Origin of the sequence: Paenibacillus sp. BGI2013, from assembly GCF_002843485.1 — a bacterium.
Classification (GTDB): Bacteria; Bacillota; Bacilli; order Paenibacillales; family Paenibacillaceae; genus Paenibacillus; species Paenibacillus amylolyticus.
On record NZ_PJFA01000001.1, the window covers coordinates 494218 to 510307 of the forward strand.

A 16090-nucleotide genomic window follows, 5' to 3' on the forward strand; every position below is an offset into this window, starting at 1 on the left:
GAGGAGGAGAAACGTTTGGCACGCTGGCTCACATCTTCGTTACAAAGGAAGCTATCGGTCGTCGTGACGGCTTCAATGATTGTGCCATTGCTGGCGTTGGGTCTGTTCGCCTTTCTGATCTCTTCCCGCATTACAGAGCAAAAAACAAAACTGTCTGGCATGGATACGCTGAAACAGGTGGAAGCAAATCTTCGTTATATGCTGCAAGATGCCGAGAACCTATCGATTTTCCTGATTGGAGAACGGGACATCCAGCAGTATCTTAGCCACAATGAAGATCATGAGCTGGACCGGGTGGATATCCTGGGCAGGATGACCAATCTGGCGGCTTCCAAGAAATATATCGCCAACATCGCCATATATCCAAGCCGATTCGATGCCACATTGTCTACGGCTACCTGGTATGAATCCAATAATTCAAGCTTATCTTATCCACCAGTGCCGAGCGGAGAAGCAGTGAAAAAATGGACGGGGGTATATCCGGTCCAGAATTATGCGGGTATACAAAATGTGATCACATTGGTTAGGCCAATCCGTAGTATCCATGATTATCGACCCATCGGCTGGTTAGCCATTAGTCTGGATGAGAAGGCCATATCCAAGGGATGGGCCGCTCTGGGATTAGGCAGAGGGCAAGGCAGACTGGAGCTCATCGGCAGTTCTGGAGAGATTCTGTCTTCGATGGACAAATCCCGGCTTGGACTTAAGCTGGAAGGTGTCGAACCAGGGATTTCGACGTTAATTCAGGATGGCGGTAGCGGAACCACCACGTATGGCAGTGGTGACGATAAACGGACATTGCTCTATTATCCGGAAGAATTGACGGGGTGGACGTTGGTTGGAACAGTCCCATACGACCAGTACAAGTCCGAGAATCGGTACATTCTTATTCTAACCGGCTGCGCCGTTGCCATGTCTGCTGTGATCAGTGCTGGCTTGGTCTGGTTTACGGTGCGGCGTGTGACGAGGCCGCTTCGTGTGCTTACCCGGCATCTGTCCCGAATTGATCCGGAACGCCCGCTTCCTCTGTTTCGATCTGAAAGTGATGACGAGATTGGCAGGCTTGGGGAGAGTTACAATCTGCTCGGTGCACATATTCAGTTATTAAAGGAAGAGGTTATTCGAGGTGAAGCTCGCAAAAAAGAAGCGGATCTTCGGGTGCTTCAGGCGCAGATTAATCCGCACTTCCTATATAACACGCTCTCTTCAATTCATTGGATTGCCTTGATGTCTGAAGAGAAGCGGATTGCGGATATGGTTGAGGGCCTAAGTGATTTTCTACGTATCAGCTTGAACAATGGTCAGGATTACTGCCTTGTGGAACAGGAGATTGCTCATATTCGCCATTATGTGCGTGTGCAGTCGATTCGTTTCCCTGATCAATTTGTGTTGCATTATATCGTAGATCCAGCGCTTGAGAAGCGAATGATGCTGAAGCTATTGCTGCAACCGCTTGTTGAGAACGCCATGATTCATGGCATTCAGCCCAAAGCAGGCGTGGGTACCATCACCATAATGATTCGCAAGGACCCGGATAATGAACAGATAAATGTGCTGGTGCTGGATGATGGTGTCGGCATGGAGCCGGACAGACTGGAGCAATTAAGGATAAGCATTAGGGAATGGAAGGGAAAACAGCCGGAAAAACAGCTGAACAAAGGCGGTTATGGGCTCTGCAATGTGAATGAGAGACTGCTGCTCCATTATGGAGCGGATGCACAGCTTGAAGTAGACAGCAGGGTTGGGGGAGGTACTCGGATTTCGTTTTCCATTCCAATCTTGGAGGGTTTACCATGAGACTATTAATTGTTGATGATGAAGTGATTATCCGTACAGGGCTTGCCAGCGTTATCGCGTGGCATGAACTCGGAATTGAGCTTCTTCAACCTGCTGCCTCGGCAGAGGAGGCGTTAACACGCATGGCTGAGGAACGTCCGAATATCCTGATGACGGATATTCGGATGACAGGCAGATCGGGGTTGGAACTGGCAGAAGAGGGACTACGATTGTTACCTGAGCTGGAGGTCATTATTTTGTCTGGATACGATGACTTTTCTTATGCCCAACAGGCCATTCGCCAAGGCGTTACAGATTATCTGCTCAAAACAAGTAAACCGGAAGAGATCATCAAAACCGTATTACAGGCCAAACAGCGCATCACGGAACGTTGGGCAGAGAAGTCCAGAGAGGGACAGCTTATGCGGGAGAATCGAGAGCGGTTATTTGCCGGGTGGATCATTGACGGTGACACCGCTTCGGGTCATTTTCCTTCATTCTTGCGATCTGATGCTGGAAAAGAGGCAGGGGTTGTTGGCCTTGATGATGAACAGATTCTCAGACAAGTCATTATTCTTCGAGCAGAGGGTTGGGATCGATCCTCGGATGCGCTATTACGATTTGCGGTGCAGAATACCCTGGAGGATATGTTACCTGGTGCGATTGCTCATGTAGAGAAACAGCAAATTATCTGTGTAGTTTCATGGCCGCCTGTAGAACATGAAACTACGTTCAGGCTGGAGAGTGCATTACGTCGGGTGGAACAATTACTGAAGTGCACCCTGCGAGCAGCGGTAGGTCTGCCTATGCGTGGATATGCAGATCTGCACGAAAGCTATAGAACTGCTTCAGCTGCCTTCCGATATCGGGGTTTGATGGATGATAAAGTATGGCATTATGAGCACGTTCAGGATCGCCGAGGTGGTAAAACTGTACTTACGCACGAAGAGGAGACCAGACTTGGTACAATATTGCTGGATAATGATTCAGTCACGTTAACGACATGGACGCGGGAACTTGTGGCTAATCTGATTACAGAACCGGAGGTCACACCAGAATCGTTCAATGCTTGTTTGCACTCGGCTGTCATTGCAGGTCATCGCTGGCTGACTCGCACAATGCGAGCCACAGGGCGTGAAGAACCCGCAAGGCTCGAGCCCTGGTTGCCGGAACCGGATGCCGAAGCTGGTGACCTCGGGGATATGCTGTTCCATCATCTGTATGGTCTGATGCATGTCTATCATAGCCGAATGGGTCAGGGACAGGCTGCCCATGTGCAGAAGGCTATCGGTTATATTGAATCTTCATTGGCGCAGGATATTAATCTGCAGCAGGTAGCTGGACATGTTCATTTGCATCCGGGTCACCTCAGTGAGCTGTTTAAAAAAGAAATGGGTGTGACCTTCGGAGATTTTGTCACCGATATGCGTATACGAAGAGCGATGGATATGCTGGCGGTGTCTCCAGCGAAGGTCAGTGAAGTCGCTGCAATCAGCGGCTACGAGGACGTGAAATATTTTAGCAGACTGTTCAAAAAACATACGGGCAAGACCCCGAGTGAGTATCGCGAAGAGGCGTTGTTGTTCAAGCCTTCGGGTAGTTAGAAATGAGCAGATTAGGAAACATGTCTTGCCTTATTGCAAACGTTTTCGATATGGTATTCAGGGTTATTGGAGAGTGAGGGCATACGGATGAAGACCTATAGTTCAAGTCAGGATTTATCGGGACAATGGATGATACAGCATTTTGAAGTTGGAGAGAAGCGGGCAATGGATGTGGCAGCTGCTGCACTGGATGACCGTTTCTGGATCGGGGCTGAAGTGCCTGGCGATGTACATGCTGCATTGGTTGAGCGCAGTATCATTGATCCGCCCTATTACGGACATAATGATGCCAAAAGTCGCTGGATTGAACAAAAGGAATGGTGGTACCGCACAACCTTCAATCTGGTAAGAGATGCAGAGACGGAGGAGCACTTTGAATTGGTGTTCGAAGGATTGGATACGTTTGCAACGATATATGTCAACGGCCATGAAGTCGGGAAAACGGCCAATATGCTTATGTCACATGCATTTGATGTAACGTCTCTGGTACGCAGCGGTTGGAATGCGATTGCTGTCAAGTTTGATCCGCTTCACCTGCATCACCAGGACAAAGAAACCTTTGACTGGTCCTCGTATACGAAGGAACGGCCATGGTTGCGCAAAGCAGCGATGAACTTTGGCTGGGACTGGGGTCCACGCATGGTTACGGTGGGGATCTGGGGTACGGTAAGGCTGGAAAAACGAACAATCGCCAAGCTGGAAAATATGTATGCTCGCACGGAATCAGTCAGTTCAGAGTTGGCAGTCTTACATGTCACAGCGGATGTGAAGTCGGTCTTGTCTTACCGTAACAGACAGAAACGTGAGCAGGCTGTGGTTGCGACCTGTAATGTTCGTCTGTTGGATCGCAGTGGACACGAGGTGGCAGGTGTCACTGAACTACCCGTAGAGGGTGGTATAGCAGATACCACATTAAACGTTACGTCACCTCAGTTATGGTGGACTCATGATCTGGGTGAGCCGTATCTGTATACGCTGGAGGTTACATTATTCGCCGATGGCGTTGAGGTGGATCGTTATAGCGAGCCTTATGGGTTACGAACGATTGAGCTGGCTCTTCACAATGAACGGGGTGAAGATGCATTTACTTTTATTCTGAACGGAGTCAAAGTATATGCCAAGGGTGCCAACTGGATCCCGGCTGATCATCTGATTGGCGCCATCCCCAACTCTCGGTATCGTGAGCTTGTCGAGCTGTCGGTGGAAGGGCATATGAACATGCTGCGTGTCTGGGCTGGTGGTATATATGAGAAGGATGTCTTCTACGATGAGTGTGATCGGCAAGGGGTGTTGGTGTGGCAGGATTTTGCATTCGCGAATGCACTGTTCCCGGATTTCAATCGTGATTTCATGGATAATGTACGGCAAGAGGTAGAAAACAATGTCTTACGTCTGCGTAACCGTGCCTCGCTTGCCCTCTGGTGTGGGAATAATGAAATAGATTGGCTCTATGATATGAAGTCTGCAAGTGGAGATATTACCAGCCCGTTCTACGGTGAACAGATCTATCATGAGCTAATCCCTGAAGTGCTAGAGCGATTGGATCTGTCTCGTCCGTACTGGCCTTCTTCGCCGTTCGGCGACAGCAACGGTCAGGATGCGAATGACCCGGATGTGGGGGATCGCCACAACTGGCAGGTATGGCATGGTTCGGTCTATCCAAGGAAGCATGGAGAGCCACCGCTGCTGGACTACAGCATTGAAGGTGTAACGTTCAAAAATTATAAAAAGGATCATGCGTTGTTCAGCAGTGAATTTGGTATGCATGCCTCGGCCAATCGTTACACACTGGAGAAAAATATGCCCGCAGGTCAGTTTTACTGGGGCAGTCCGGAGATGGCCTATCGTAACAAAGATACCAATCATCAAAAAGGTATTTTGCTGATGGAGGGTTACACAGGGATTCCGCAAGATATAGAAGAGTATATGAACTACTCCATGCTTACTCAAGCAGAAGGGTTACGATATGGAATTGAACATTTCCGGCGCATCAATCACCGCAACAGCGGAGCGCTTGTATGGCAATTGAACGATAGTTGGCCAGGAACAAGCTGGTCCATGATTGATTATGAACTGCTGCCGAAGGCATCCTTTTATTATGGGAAAATATTCCTTCATCCTGTCCTGTTGTCACTGGAGCATGAGCCGGGTGAGCCGCTTGCGTTGTGGGTTGTGAACGATACACGTGACGTCTTGAAAGGGGAGCTTCGACTCAATGTCTATGCATTGGATGGAGAGAAGATCTACTCCAGCTCACGTGCTGTTGAAGTAACATCCCAATCCTCACGGTGTATTGTTGAATTAACTGAAGTAGAGGTGTTACAGGGTAGACGCGCGGAGGAAGTAATGGTTGAGTTGGTATCCGAAGGATTTGCGGCACCGAGTAATCGTTACTTCTTGCGCGATCCTAAGGATGTGACGTTGCCAGAGTCGCAATTGAGCGTACATGTGAACGAGGAGGAGCAGTCTGTTACGGTTACGGCCAGTGGTGGGATTGCACGATTGGTGAAGCTGGAGCTTCCCCTTGGGCGTGTCCGATTCAGTGACAATTATTTCGATCTGCTCCCCGGTGAGAGCCGAACAGTGAGACTACTTCACCCAGAGCAAACGTCTCTGCCACTGACAGAACTTCGAGTTAGTGCCATGAACGGCAGAGAAGGATAAAATAATAATCACAGACTTCGAATCTTATTCGAGGTTCAAGGTGGTAATCCTGATCAGGGATGCCACCTTTTTTACTTTTGCAGCAGGGTGAGTTCATGTCGTTGTGTCAGGTAATTTAGTCCTTATTCCACAAGCGAAACTTCCAATCGGGTTCACATCTTGAATCATTAAGGTTAGAATGATATAGAGAAATCGTTTTCAAAGGAGGTGGATTCATGTCATTTGTCTTTTACCCGGAGATGGTTATATTCATTCTGATGTTGATCCTGCTGATTATTGGTATCGTATATATCGTTCGTAAAAGCAAACAAGTATTGCGCCGCTTAAGCAATCTGGAGAAAGCAGTATATGAAAAAGATAACATCTCATCCTATCCGAAGGACGTTGATACTGTACAAGAAGGAGCACCCAGAGAAGACACGTTTGCTCCACGCAAACGAAAATGAAGAAGGATACGGAATTACATAAAAAAGATAAACCAACAAACCAAACAGCCGATTCTTCTCTATGAGGAAGTGATCGGCTGTTTGGGCATATAGGCATTTTATCTGTATTAACTGGGTTTAGAGAAAGGATTCATACCGCTGTTGGAAAGAGGATTCCATCTCCACTTGTCGTGCCAGTTGCTGCTGTACCTTTGCACCGCGAATCGTCTGAAGTTCCTGAAGTTGTGCAGTGGAACTGAATTGATCTGCAGCCATTTGGACAAGTAATTCGGAGAGCACATCCGCATCTTCGAGCGCGGCATTAAGTCCAAACGCACCGGTTGGTGTCATGGTATGAGCGGCATCACCGATGAGTACAACATTGTCCTGTGCCCACGACGGGCAATAGCTGCTTTCGACAGATAACAGAACAAAATCACTCCAGCTCTGAATGTTGGCAGCTACAGAATCAGATAGGCAAGGAAAAGCAGATACAAGTTTATCTACAAAAGGAGCAATCGGCTGCTCTCGCAGCTTGGAGTAAGCTCCTTCGGGAATGTTCCATCCAATCTGAACATAACCGCCGAACTGTGAGAACAGTGCGAGCTGTTGACCATCCATGCTGGCCATTCGAACAGCGGGTTCCCAACCTACGGGTGCCGGAATGCGTGCCCAGAGCAGATCATACCCATGCTTACGAATCTCCGGGGTCATACCGGAATGTTTGCGTACAGCAGAGTATCTGCCATCAGCACCCACAATTACAGATGCTTCAATGGAGGCAGGAACACCCTTCTGCCGAATGTTAATACCCACGACCTGGCCGTTCTTGTCTCGTAACAAACCGGTCATAATCGTATTGAATAGTACTTGTTCGTTTGAATTGTGCTGCTGAGCATGCGACACGATGGCTTCCAGGAGATGATCTTGGGGTACATGAATACCAACATGAGATTCTCCATTGCCCGGTGATACCGTATGAATAATCTGCCCATTTTCCCAATACTGAATCTGTTCCAAGAGCAGCGCTCCTCGTTCCTGAATGAGGGAATAGAGGGCGTATTTATTCAAAATGGCTTCGCCATCCACATTAAGCAACTCCCCGCGAAACGACTTGTGCAGGTGGGGCTGCCGCTCAATGAGCATCGTGGAGATTCCTTTTTGGTTCAGTAAATAAGAAAGCAAAGCACCGCCAGGTCCCGCGCCGACGATGCAAACGTCCGTTTTGAGTTGTGATTGTGTATACTGATTCATGTGCATAAGTCCCTTGCATTATAATGGTGACGCTTTATTTACTTTATAACAACAGATTTATTAAAATTATTAAGTAACTAAAAGTAACTTTAAAGATATAGGTTATTATAAACAAACCCGTTGCCATAATGCAATAGGCGAAACCCAAAATAAAACAAGAGTCTTGCAGTCAACGATAGGGTGTCGGATACAAGCGCATTTTTCACAAACATCATAGTGTAAATATGTTACAATATAAGGTAGGTTATGATGAAAGGCAGGAGGAACGTTTATGAGCCCGGATACGGAGCGAAACTCTCAATTGGCAAACGTAGATCAATTGTTGGAGGCCTTCTTCAGATATAAAAATAAAGTATTGGATCAGCAGCAGAAGACCGAAACCAACTGTAAACTGAATCCGACAAAAAGTCATATATTGGGCATGATTTTACGTGAAAAACGCTGCATGGCGGTTGATGTGGCCAGACAACTCAGTTTGTCTTCCGGCGCAACCACCATTGTACTGAATCAACTGGAGACGGAAGGGTTGATCCAGCGGGTGCGCAGTGAAGAAGACCGGAGAATTGTGTGGCTGTCCTTAACGGATGAAGGCGCGCAGCTTGCCAAGACACTTAATGCGAATCGCGGCCGAATGACGTGGGAATTGTTGCAAGCACTTTCCGAAGAGGAGCAACAGCAGATGTTTGGCATGCTGAAGAAAATTGAACTGAAACTGCTGGAGAACATGAAGTCGTTTGAGCAGATCCACCGGTAGTCCATAATATGACTTGATCCTTGAAGACGTCAGTCCTCATGAGTTCGTCCCTAATTGCGGGGGGATGAACCTTGAAGACTGGCGTTTTTGAGTTGGTTTACAAATGAAAGCGAACCACATGATCTGTCATGCCTTCTTGGATCAGAATTTCTTTTTGCTTGCTGCCCATCAGGTCAAAGTGGGGAAAGGGCTGGCGCCGATGAATGTATCGCGGGTCCAACCCATGATCGTTGCACCAACGTTCGAGACGTTCCAGATCTGCACAGCCAACTTTGGTGACACTGGTGATACCGGGAAATCGGTTGTCAATCCAGAAATGAGTGAGGTACGCAATCTCACCCCGAGCCACTTGTTCCTTCCAAGCAGCAAGCTCTTGTCGTTTAATTCCAAATGCCATAGATGCAAGTTCCTTTCCAAACGGGTATTGTCCTGACCATATTGTAACATCTTATATACAGAATCCATCAGAATTCTTCAATCTATATAAGTTGCACTAAAGATTATTTGCACTGACACTACGATGACAGAATAACCTTCCAATCGCTGTTATCCCCAGATTTTTTGATTCCCTTTTCCGAAGGGGAAAATCCGGGGATAAAGGCGAACGCTTCGCTTTTTCAGGTTTTTTCTGTCCTCTCCGTTGTTGTCTAAATGATTAGTTCCAATTATATAAACTAGTCTGAGGCCAGTTGAATGGGTATATGAATATGACAACATTTTTATAATAAAGGTTGGATTATGTTAAAATAAACCTATACAACAAAGGTTTCACCACTTCTATAGCGGAAAGGGATTGTCATCATGGAAATATTTATTGCCGTACTTGTGTTACTGGTACTGATTGGTTTATCCAATATTTTAAACCGGTTTGTACCCTTTATTCCCATTCCGCTCATTCAAATCGTGCTTGGTGTAGCTATAGCTTTGCTTCCCGCAGGTGTTCACCTGCCGTTGAATCCGGAATTGTTCTTTGTACTGTTCATCGCTCCTTTGTTATACAACGATGGTAAGCGAACGCCAAGGAATGAATTATGGAATCTGCGTGCACCGATACTTCTGCTTGCACTAGGGCTTGTATTCGTGACGGTGGTCGTGGCGGGATATGCCATTCACTGGCTGATTCCTTCGATTCCGTTACCTGCTGCTTTTGCTCTTGCAGCCATACTGTCCCCGACAGATGCTGTGGCCGTTGGCGCCATGGCGGGCCGGGTACATTTGCCCAAAGGCATACATAGGCTTCTTGAAGGTGAAGCATTAATGAATGATGCATCTGGCCTCGTGGCCTTCAAATTCGCAATTGCAGCCACAGTTACAGGTGTATTTTCCCTGGCGAATGCAACCTTCAGTTTTATTCTGATTGCGATTGGCGGACTTCTTGTCGGGGCATTGTTATCTTTTCTGTTAATCAGGCTAGGGGTATGGATCCGTAGACTGGGCATGGAAGATGTGACCATTCACATGCTGCTGCAAATCCTGACGCCATTTATCATCTATCTGGTGAGTGAAGAAATTGGGGTATCAGGTATTCTTGCGGTAGTGGCAGGCGGTATTATCCACGCCATTGAGCGTGACCGTGCTGAATCGGTTCAGTTGAAAATGCAGGTGGTATCTGCGAGCACATGGTCAGTCATTTTATTTATACTAAATGGTCTGGTGTTTGTTATTCTGGGTGTACAGGTCCCGGATGTGTTGAGTACCATATTTGAAAATGTTTCGTTTAATAATCTGCAGGTGTTGGGATATGTGGGCTTGATCTCGGTGCTACTGCTGGTTCTGCGTTTTCTCTGGATCTATCTGTTCTGGCAAGGGAATGAATTGCTGCGTACCAAATCCTCTATTGGCCGGCCCAGATTCAAGGATATTACGATCATTTCCCTCTCTGGGGTGCGGGGGGCTGTAACATTGGCGGGTGCGTTCTCCATTCCTTATGTGCTTCAGGATGGATCACCTTTCCCTGAACGGGATCTGATTATTTTCCTCGCGGCAGGGGTTATCCTCTTCTCCCTGATTGCGGCGAGCGTGTTTCTTCCAGTTCTGGCCAAGGACGATGGGAAATCCACAGAAGAAACACCGCAGAAGTCAGAACGAAAAGCACATGACATTATGCTGAATGCGGCAATACGAGCTGTCAAATCCGAAATGAACGATGAGAACAAAGCTGCGGCACTCGCGGTTGTCTCCGACTTGTCCAAGTACATCAGACAGGCCGCAGGTCAGCTTACCGCCGATAAACGCAAAGATATTCAGAAACAAGAAACGGCGATTAACCTGATTGCCACCCGGGCGGAGCGTAAAGAAGTTGAAGTAATGTTAGACGAAAATGCAATTGCTTCTGATGCGGCCTTCAAATGTGACAGCTGGCTGGATCGCAAGGAAATGATGCTGGCGAATCGTGCAAACACTCAGTTCATGACCTCGATCAGCGAGATCGGGCGTGTGTTAGGACATCTCTTCACCAACCGGTCCCAGAAGCCGAATCAACCATTTATGCTTGAAAATGCAGAACTGTTCCGTCAGGTGAAGTTGCGCACCTCTGAAGCGGCAATTAAGGCTATTCGTGCCCATATGAACGATGGGAATCGAGTTGTCGCACTGTCGGTCATTGCCAAGTATGAGCGTGTAATTGCCAAATTGCGCACCTGGAACCAAGGTAAAACGGAAGATCCATTTAATCAGGAGAAATTGGAGTTGCAGATGGTGGCGATTCAGGAACAGCGTAATACAGTGCAACAACTGTATGAAAACGGTGAAATCACCCGTGATGTGGCTGCGAAACTGCGCCGGTTTATTAACGATGTGGAAGCGACTGCGTTGAAAAACACTTAATCCGATAAACCCGATATTTTAAATATGCTAAATGGTTTGATATAATATGTAACAAGAAACACGCATCATTACAGAAATGTACTTATATCGATCAGTGAAGGAGAGATGAGACATGGCAGAACAACAAATTCGGTTGGGCAAGACGGATCTGATCGTGAATCCCATTGGACTGGGTGCGAATGCAGTAGGCGGACATAATATCTATCCGGACATGCTGAATGATGAGACGGGTAAGGAAGTGGTTCGTACAGCTTTGAAACAAGGTATTAACTTTCTGGATACGGCATACATCTATGGACCGGAGCATTCCGAACGACTGATTGGTGAAGTACTGAAGGAAACTGGTCAGCGGCAGAATACCATCATTGCAACCAAGGCAGCTCATAAATTTGTGGATGGCAAGATTGTCATAGATAACTCACCTGCTTTTCTGAAAACAGCCGTGGATGAGGCGTTGAAACGTCTGCAAACCGATTACATTGATCTGTTCTACATCCACTTTCCGGATGAACATACGCCTAAGGATGAAGCGGTAGATACGTTAAAACAATTAAAAGATGCTGGCAAAATTCGTGCCATTGGCGTATCTAATTTCTCCATTGATCAGTTGCGTGAAGCCAACAAGGACGGGCATGTAGACGTACTGCAATCTGAATATAATCTGTTCAAAAGAGATGCGGAGAAAGAGCTGTTGCCGTATACGGCTGAGCATAACATTTCTTTTGTTCCTTACTTCCCTCTGGCAGCGGGACTGCTGGGCGGGAAATATAATCGTGATACAACCTTTCAGGATGGACGGGCAAAGAACCCGCTGTTCACAGGTGAAGCTTTCATTGAAAATCTCGATAAAGTTGAGCAACTGCGCAGCATAGCACAATCCAAGGATGTTGAGGTCGCTCATCTGGTTCTGGCCTGGTACCTGACTCAGCCTTCTATTGATGCATTGATTCCGGGTGCCAAGCGACCAGAGCAGGTCACTAACAATCTGCAAACATTAAATGTGGAATTAACTGCTGAGGAAATTGCAGTCGTGGATCAGATCTTTCGTTAATGAGTTCGGGTGAATCGGGAAATGCTAACAGGGAGTTTACGTATGAAGACAAAGTGAGGACACCACATGAACCTGAAGGCAGCCCGAGTCATCGGAATGTTCACGCTAATTATTTTGCTGGGTAGCAGTTCTGCCTATGCGAAGCCTGTACAGAAGAACCGTCAGTATTATGAGGAACGAGGAGAGATTGTGTGGGAAGTTCCCACACAGGATAAACTCATCGCCCTTACCTTTGATGATGGACCAGATCCGATTCAGACTCCGCAGATCCTGGCTTTGTTACAGCAGTATCATGCTAAAGGAACTTTTTTTGTACTTGGCAAATGGGCAGATAAATTTCCTAAACTGATTAAGCAGGAACAGCTCGAAGGGCATGAAATCGCCAACCATACGTATGCGCACACGTATGCAGTTCGATCAACACGTGCGGAAAAGTACATGAAGGATATGAACGAAACAGAAAGTTCCATTATTAAAGCTGGCGCGGAGCGTCCCCTGTTGTTCAGACCACCGGGCGGCTATTACAATGACATGGTCATCCAGGCTGCCAAACAAAAAGGGTATACCATTGTACTCTGGTCTTGGCATCAGGATACACGGGACTGGGCTTCTCCAGGTGTATCGGCTATCGTTAACAAAGTGTTGAAGAACGCACGTAATGGGGATATTGTACTTTTTCACGATAAGGTGGAAGGCAAGTCGCATACGGTAGCAGCACTCAAAACGATCCTGCCGAAACTGCAGCAGCAGGGGTACCAATTCGTTACGGTGTCTGAGCTACTTGCTGTAAAGGCACGCGAAGCCGCGAAGGATGGGACTTCACCTTCTTCTTCGTTGAAGAACGTAAAGCCCTGAACATGGTAATCCAATTAGAAACCGTAGGTCTCAGATGAAGAGACCTGCGGTTTCTTTATCTTGGTCTTCATATCAACCATGGAATCAGGCGTAGGAGGTTATTGCCGTGTCCCTTTTGTTTTGAAACCAAAACGTCTACAATAGATGGAGCTTTGTGTTTAAGGGTTATATAGTATACAAGATATGAATTACGACATAGAGGAGAGTGAACATAATGAATGGACAACAACGCGTAAATATTAAGCCAGGTCTGGAAGTGGACATTGTGCTGAAGCAGGATCAAGCTACAGGTAAGCTGACACGTGGCATTGTGAAGGATCTGTTAACCAAGTCACCTACGCATCCACACGGAATCAAAGTACGACTGACGAGTGGTCATGTGGGACGTGTGAAACAGGTCATTACAGGAGGCTCGAACTAACTGTGGCCCAAGACGGGGAGATGAGTAATACGGCAGAAGTAATGGCACATCTGGCTTCGGGTAATACACGTCAGCAGGACGCCTATCATGTGTTACAGAGCAGTGGATTGCTCGATATATTAGCTGACTATCACCCATATCCAGCAGGAACGGTGCCAATTGATATTGATATTCCGGGCAGTGATCTGGATCTGCTGTGTTATGCAGAGGATCTGGATGTGTTTGAAGCCGAGGTATACAATCGAATCGGAGCCGTTACTGAATTTCAATGTGTACGTGGTGGGGATCTTCCAGACCAACGTCCTTATATGACTTGTAATTTGCAAGTGGGACATTGGCCTGTGGAGATTTTTGCCCAATCCGTTCCAGTTTACAGGCAGAATGCATACCTACATATGATCGTAGAGTGGAGATTGTTGCAACTGTGGGGAGACGCGGGACACCGTGAGATCCGCAGACTAAAACAGGCAGGGTGGAAGACGGAGCCTGCTTTTGCTTCTGTACTTGGACTACAGGGAGATCCATATGTGGACATGCTGCATCTGGCAGAGATGAAACGTGAAGATCTCTGGAACTGGGCGCGTTCGCGCACGTCTTTTTAAAATGTCTATTTGAGATGAACTAATCATTTACACGATAACGGAGAGGACAGAAAGAACCTGAAAAAGCGAAGCGGTCGCCTAAAAGCTTTCTGAAAGAAAGCTGCATCGGAAGCATACGCTATTACCGGATTTCCCCTTGAGAAAGGGGATCAAAAAAATCTGGGAATAACAGCGATTGGAAGGTGCTTCTGTCATCGTAGTGTCAGTGGAAATAACCTTTGGTCAGATCAGAAAGATGGCTACAATTGTTGTTACCGTGAGTCCCAGCAGTACAGGCTTCAGGTTGCGTCTTGCAAGTTCAAAAGGATTGACTCCGCAGATTGCAGCAGCAGGAATCAATGCCCATGGAATCAAGGTTCCACCACCTACCCATATGGCTGCAACCTGACCTAATGCTGTCAGTACAGGTGCGGAATCTGCCGAACCTGCAAACATGGATGCAATCGAGCCAACCAGGGATATCCCCGAGAACCCCGAACCATCCATTCCGGTCACTGCTCCGGTTACCGTCATTGTAATCGCGCCCACCGTATCATTTAATGGCACCAGCCCAGCAAGTGCGACCCCGAGATCATTCACAATCCCGTGTGAACCTTCAGGAAGAGGGTTGATGAACAACTCCGTAATCGCAGCATCTCCCAGATAAAAAAATGCGGCTATGGGAATAACCGGTCCAAACACCTTGAAACCAAACTGAAATCCTTCTATTAAATAATTGGTCGTTTCCTCTGGTCCCGCATGTCGGTGTGCGGCAAGGGTAACGGCGATCAGTATAACCACAGCGGTTCCGCCAATCAGAGCTGTTGCGTCGCCGCCTTGCAATTTCAATACAAACATCAGAATCACATCAACTGCGAATAACAGAGGGATAAGCAGAGCGAATGCTTTTTGCAAACGGAGTGACATGGCTTGACGTTCAACAGGCTGATCAGTGGGTAGGGAGGTGGACACAGCCTCTGATGAAGAAGAAGGTTCCGTGCTCACGGTACCTGATGTAACGTTTGGGGAATGAACAGGTGAACCTGATTTCATCTCTTTGCGCAGCATCCAGAAGGCTGTAAGTGTAGATACGGTGCCCATGACAATGACCAAAGGAATGCTGGCCGTCATGACGGAAGTGACTGGTATACCCGCCGCATCAGCTGTAAGTTTAGGAGCCCCCTGAATAATGTAATCTCCCGACAGTGCAATCCCATGTCCAAACAGGTTCATCGCAATAGCAGCTCCAATCGGAGGAAGACCTACACGCACGGCTACAGGAAGCAGTACTGCACCAACGAGTGCTACGGCCGGGGATGGCCAGAAAAATAGCGATACTACCATCATGATCAATCCGATACCCCAATACGCGACCTGAGGAGAACGGATAAACCGGGTGACGGGTGTTACCATGACCTCATTAATGCCGGTTCTGATCAGAACACGGCTCATTGCCACAATAATTGAGATGATAAAGATTGTACTCAGCAATTCTTTTGTTGCATAGATAAAACTGCTGAAGATCCCAGCAACTGACCCGCTTAAGGTTTCGGTTGCCAGAAGTCCAATGGTCATAATACCCGCAACACAGATGATGGTGGTGTCCCTGCGCCGGATCATAACTGCGATGATCAAGACGATAAATGCCAGATAGACATAGTGTAACGCAGTGAGTTGAATATTCATCGAACAGGCCTCCCTACATCCTGGTGACTAACCCGAGGAGTGATATATCGTATGCATGTCAAGATCGGGCGTTCGTGGAGTCCGGGGCTTGCCGCAGCATTTATTTTTAGGGTGAAGCTTCTGAGTAATAATGAAGGATTTTTTTTACAACTGGAGAATTTATTACTACATGAAGCTTGTTACTCTTGAAATT

The 16090-nt window shown here is 47.2% G+C and carries 13 protein-coding genes; 10 read left to right on the forward strand and 3 right to left on the reverse strand.

Going from position 1 to position 16090, the window contains the following annotated elements; all coding sequences use genetic code 11:
* Window positions 1–15: 15 nt before the first annotated feature.
* The 4 genes from CXK86_RS02240 to CXK86_RS02255 all read left to right on the forward strand — a co-directional run bounded on the left by CXK86_RS02240 (window position 16) and on the right by CXK86_RS02255 (window position 6490).
* Window positions 16–1797 carry a cache domain-containing sensor histidine kinase gene (locus CXK86_RS02240; RefSeq protein WP_101313414.1) on the forward strand — a complete coding sequence of 594 codons (1782 nt, stop codon included), beginning with the start codon at window positions 16–18 and terminating at the stop codon, window positions 1795–1797.
* The gene (locus CXK86_RS02245; protein ID WP_101313415.1) at window positions 1794–3380 is read left to right on the forward strand and encodes a helix-turn-helix domain-containing protein; all 1587 of its coding nucleotides are present in this window, start codon (window positions 1794–1796) and stop codon (window positions 3378–3380) included. Before CXK86_RS02240 ends, CXK86_RS02245 begins: the two co-directional genes overlap by 4 nt.
* Before the next feature lie 87 nt (window positions 3381–3467).
* A complete protein-coding gene (locus CXK86_RS02250; protein WP_101313416.1) occupies window positions 3468–6044 on the forward strand; it encodes a beta-mannosidase in 2577 nt (858 codons plus the stop codon).
* A 215-nt stretch (window positions 6045–6259) separates the two neighbouring features.
* Window positions 6260–6490, forward strand: coding sequence for a hypothetical protein (locus tag CXK86_RS02255; RefSeq protein WP_076208990.1), 231 nt, complete (start codon window positions 6260–6262; stop codon window positions 6488–6490).
* A gap of 117 nt (window positions 6491–6607) precedes the next feature.
* Here CXK86_RS02255 and CXK86_RS02260 read toward each other — a convergent pair whose 3' ends face one another.
* Window positions 6608–7723 carry an FAD-dependent monooxygenase gene (locus CXK86_RS02260; RefSeq protein ID WP_101313417.1) on the reverse strand — a complete coding sequence of 372 codons (1116 nt, stop codon included), beginning with the start codon at window positions 7721–7723 and terminating at the stop codon, window positions 6608–6610.
* Window positions 7724–7994: 271 nt separating this feature from the next.
* Between CXK86_RS02260 and CXK86_RS02265 the strand changes: the two genes are divergently transcribed.
* On the forward strand, window positions 7995–8477 hold the full coding sequence (locus CXK86_RS02265) for a MarR family winged helix-turn-helix transcriptional regulator (protein ID WP_036609579.1): 483 nt from the start codon (window positions 7995–7997) through the stop codon (window positions 8475–8477).
* Window positions 8478–8574: 97 nt separating this feature from the next.
* On the opposite strand, the gene CXK86_RS02270 is transcribed toward CXK86_RS02265, so the two are convergent.
* Entirely contained in the window at window positions 8575–8874 is a 300-nt protein-coding gene (locus CXK86_RS02270) for a hypothetical protein (protein ID WP_047842412.1), read from the reverse strand.
* A gap of 404 nt (window positions 8875–9278) precedes the next feature.
* Here CXK86_RS02270 and CXK86_RS02275 point away from each other — a divergent pair, with 404 nt between their 5' ends.
* The 5 genes from CXK86_RS02275 (at window position 9279) to CXK86_RS02295 (ending at window position 14232) form a co-directional block, all read left to right on the forward strand.
* Window positions 9279–11303, forward strand: a complete 2025-nt coding sequence (locus CXK86_RS02275; RefSeq protein WP_036609574.1) for a Na+/H+ antiporter — start codon at window positions 9279–9281, stop codon at window positions 11301–11303.
* 112 nt (window positions 11304–11415) lie between these two features.
* The gene (locus CXK86_RS02280; RefSeq protein WP_101313418.1) at window positions 11416–12354 is read left to right on the forward strand and encodes an aldo/keto reductase; all 939 of its coding nucleotides are present in this window, start codon (window positions 11416–11418) and stop codon (window positions 12352–12354) included.
* 66 nt (window positions 12355–12420) lie between these two features.
* Window positions 12421–13209: a polysaccharide deacetylase family protein gene (locus CXK86_RS02285; RefSeq protein ID WP_076249873.1), complete on the forward strand. Its 789-nt coding sequence runs from the start codon at window positions 12421–12423 to the stop codon at window positions 13207–13209.
* 214 nt (window positions 13210–13423) lie between these two features.
* Window positions 13424–13630, forward strand: coding sequence for a YwbE family protein (locus CXK86_RS02290; protein WP_076249872.1), 207 nt, complete (start codon window positions 13424–13426; stop codon window positions 13628–13630).
* 2 nt (window positions 13631–13632) lie between these two features.
* Window positions 13633–14232, forward strand: coding sequence for a DUF4269 domain-containing protein (locus CXK86_RS02295; RefSeq protein WP_083684245.1), 600 nt, complete (start codon window positions 13633–13635; stop codon window positions 14230–14232).
* Window positions 14233–14454: 222 nt separating this feature from the next.
* Here CXK86_RS02295 and CXK86_RS02300 read toward each other — a convergent pair whose 3' ends face one another.
* Window positions 14455–15897 carry a hypothetical protein gene (locus CXK86_RS02300; protein WP_076249871.1) on the reverse strand — a complete coding sequence of 481 codons (1443 nt, stop codon included), beginning with the start codon at window positions 15895–15897 and terminating at the stop codon, window positions 14455–14457.
* Window positions 15898–16090 lie beyond the last annotated feature (193 nt).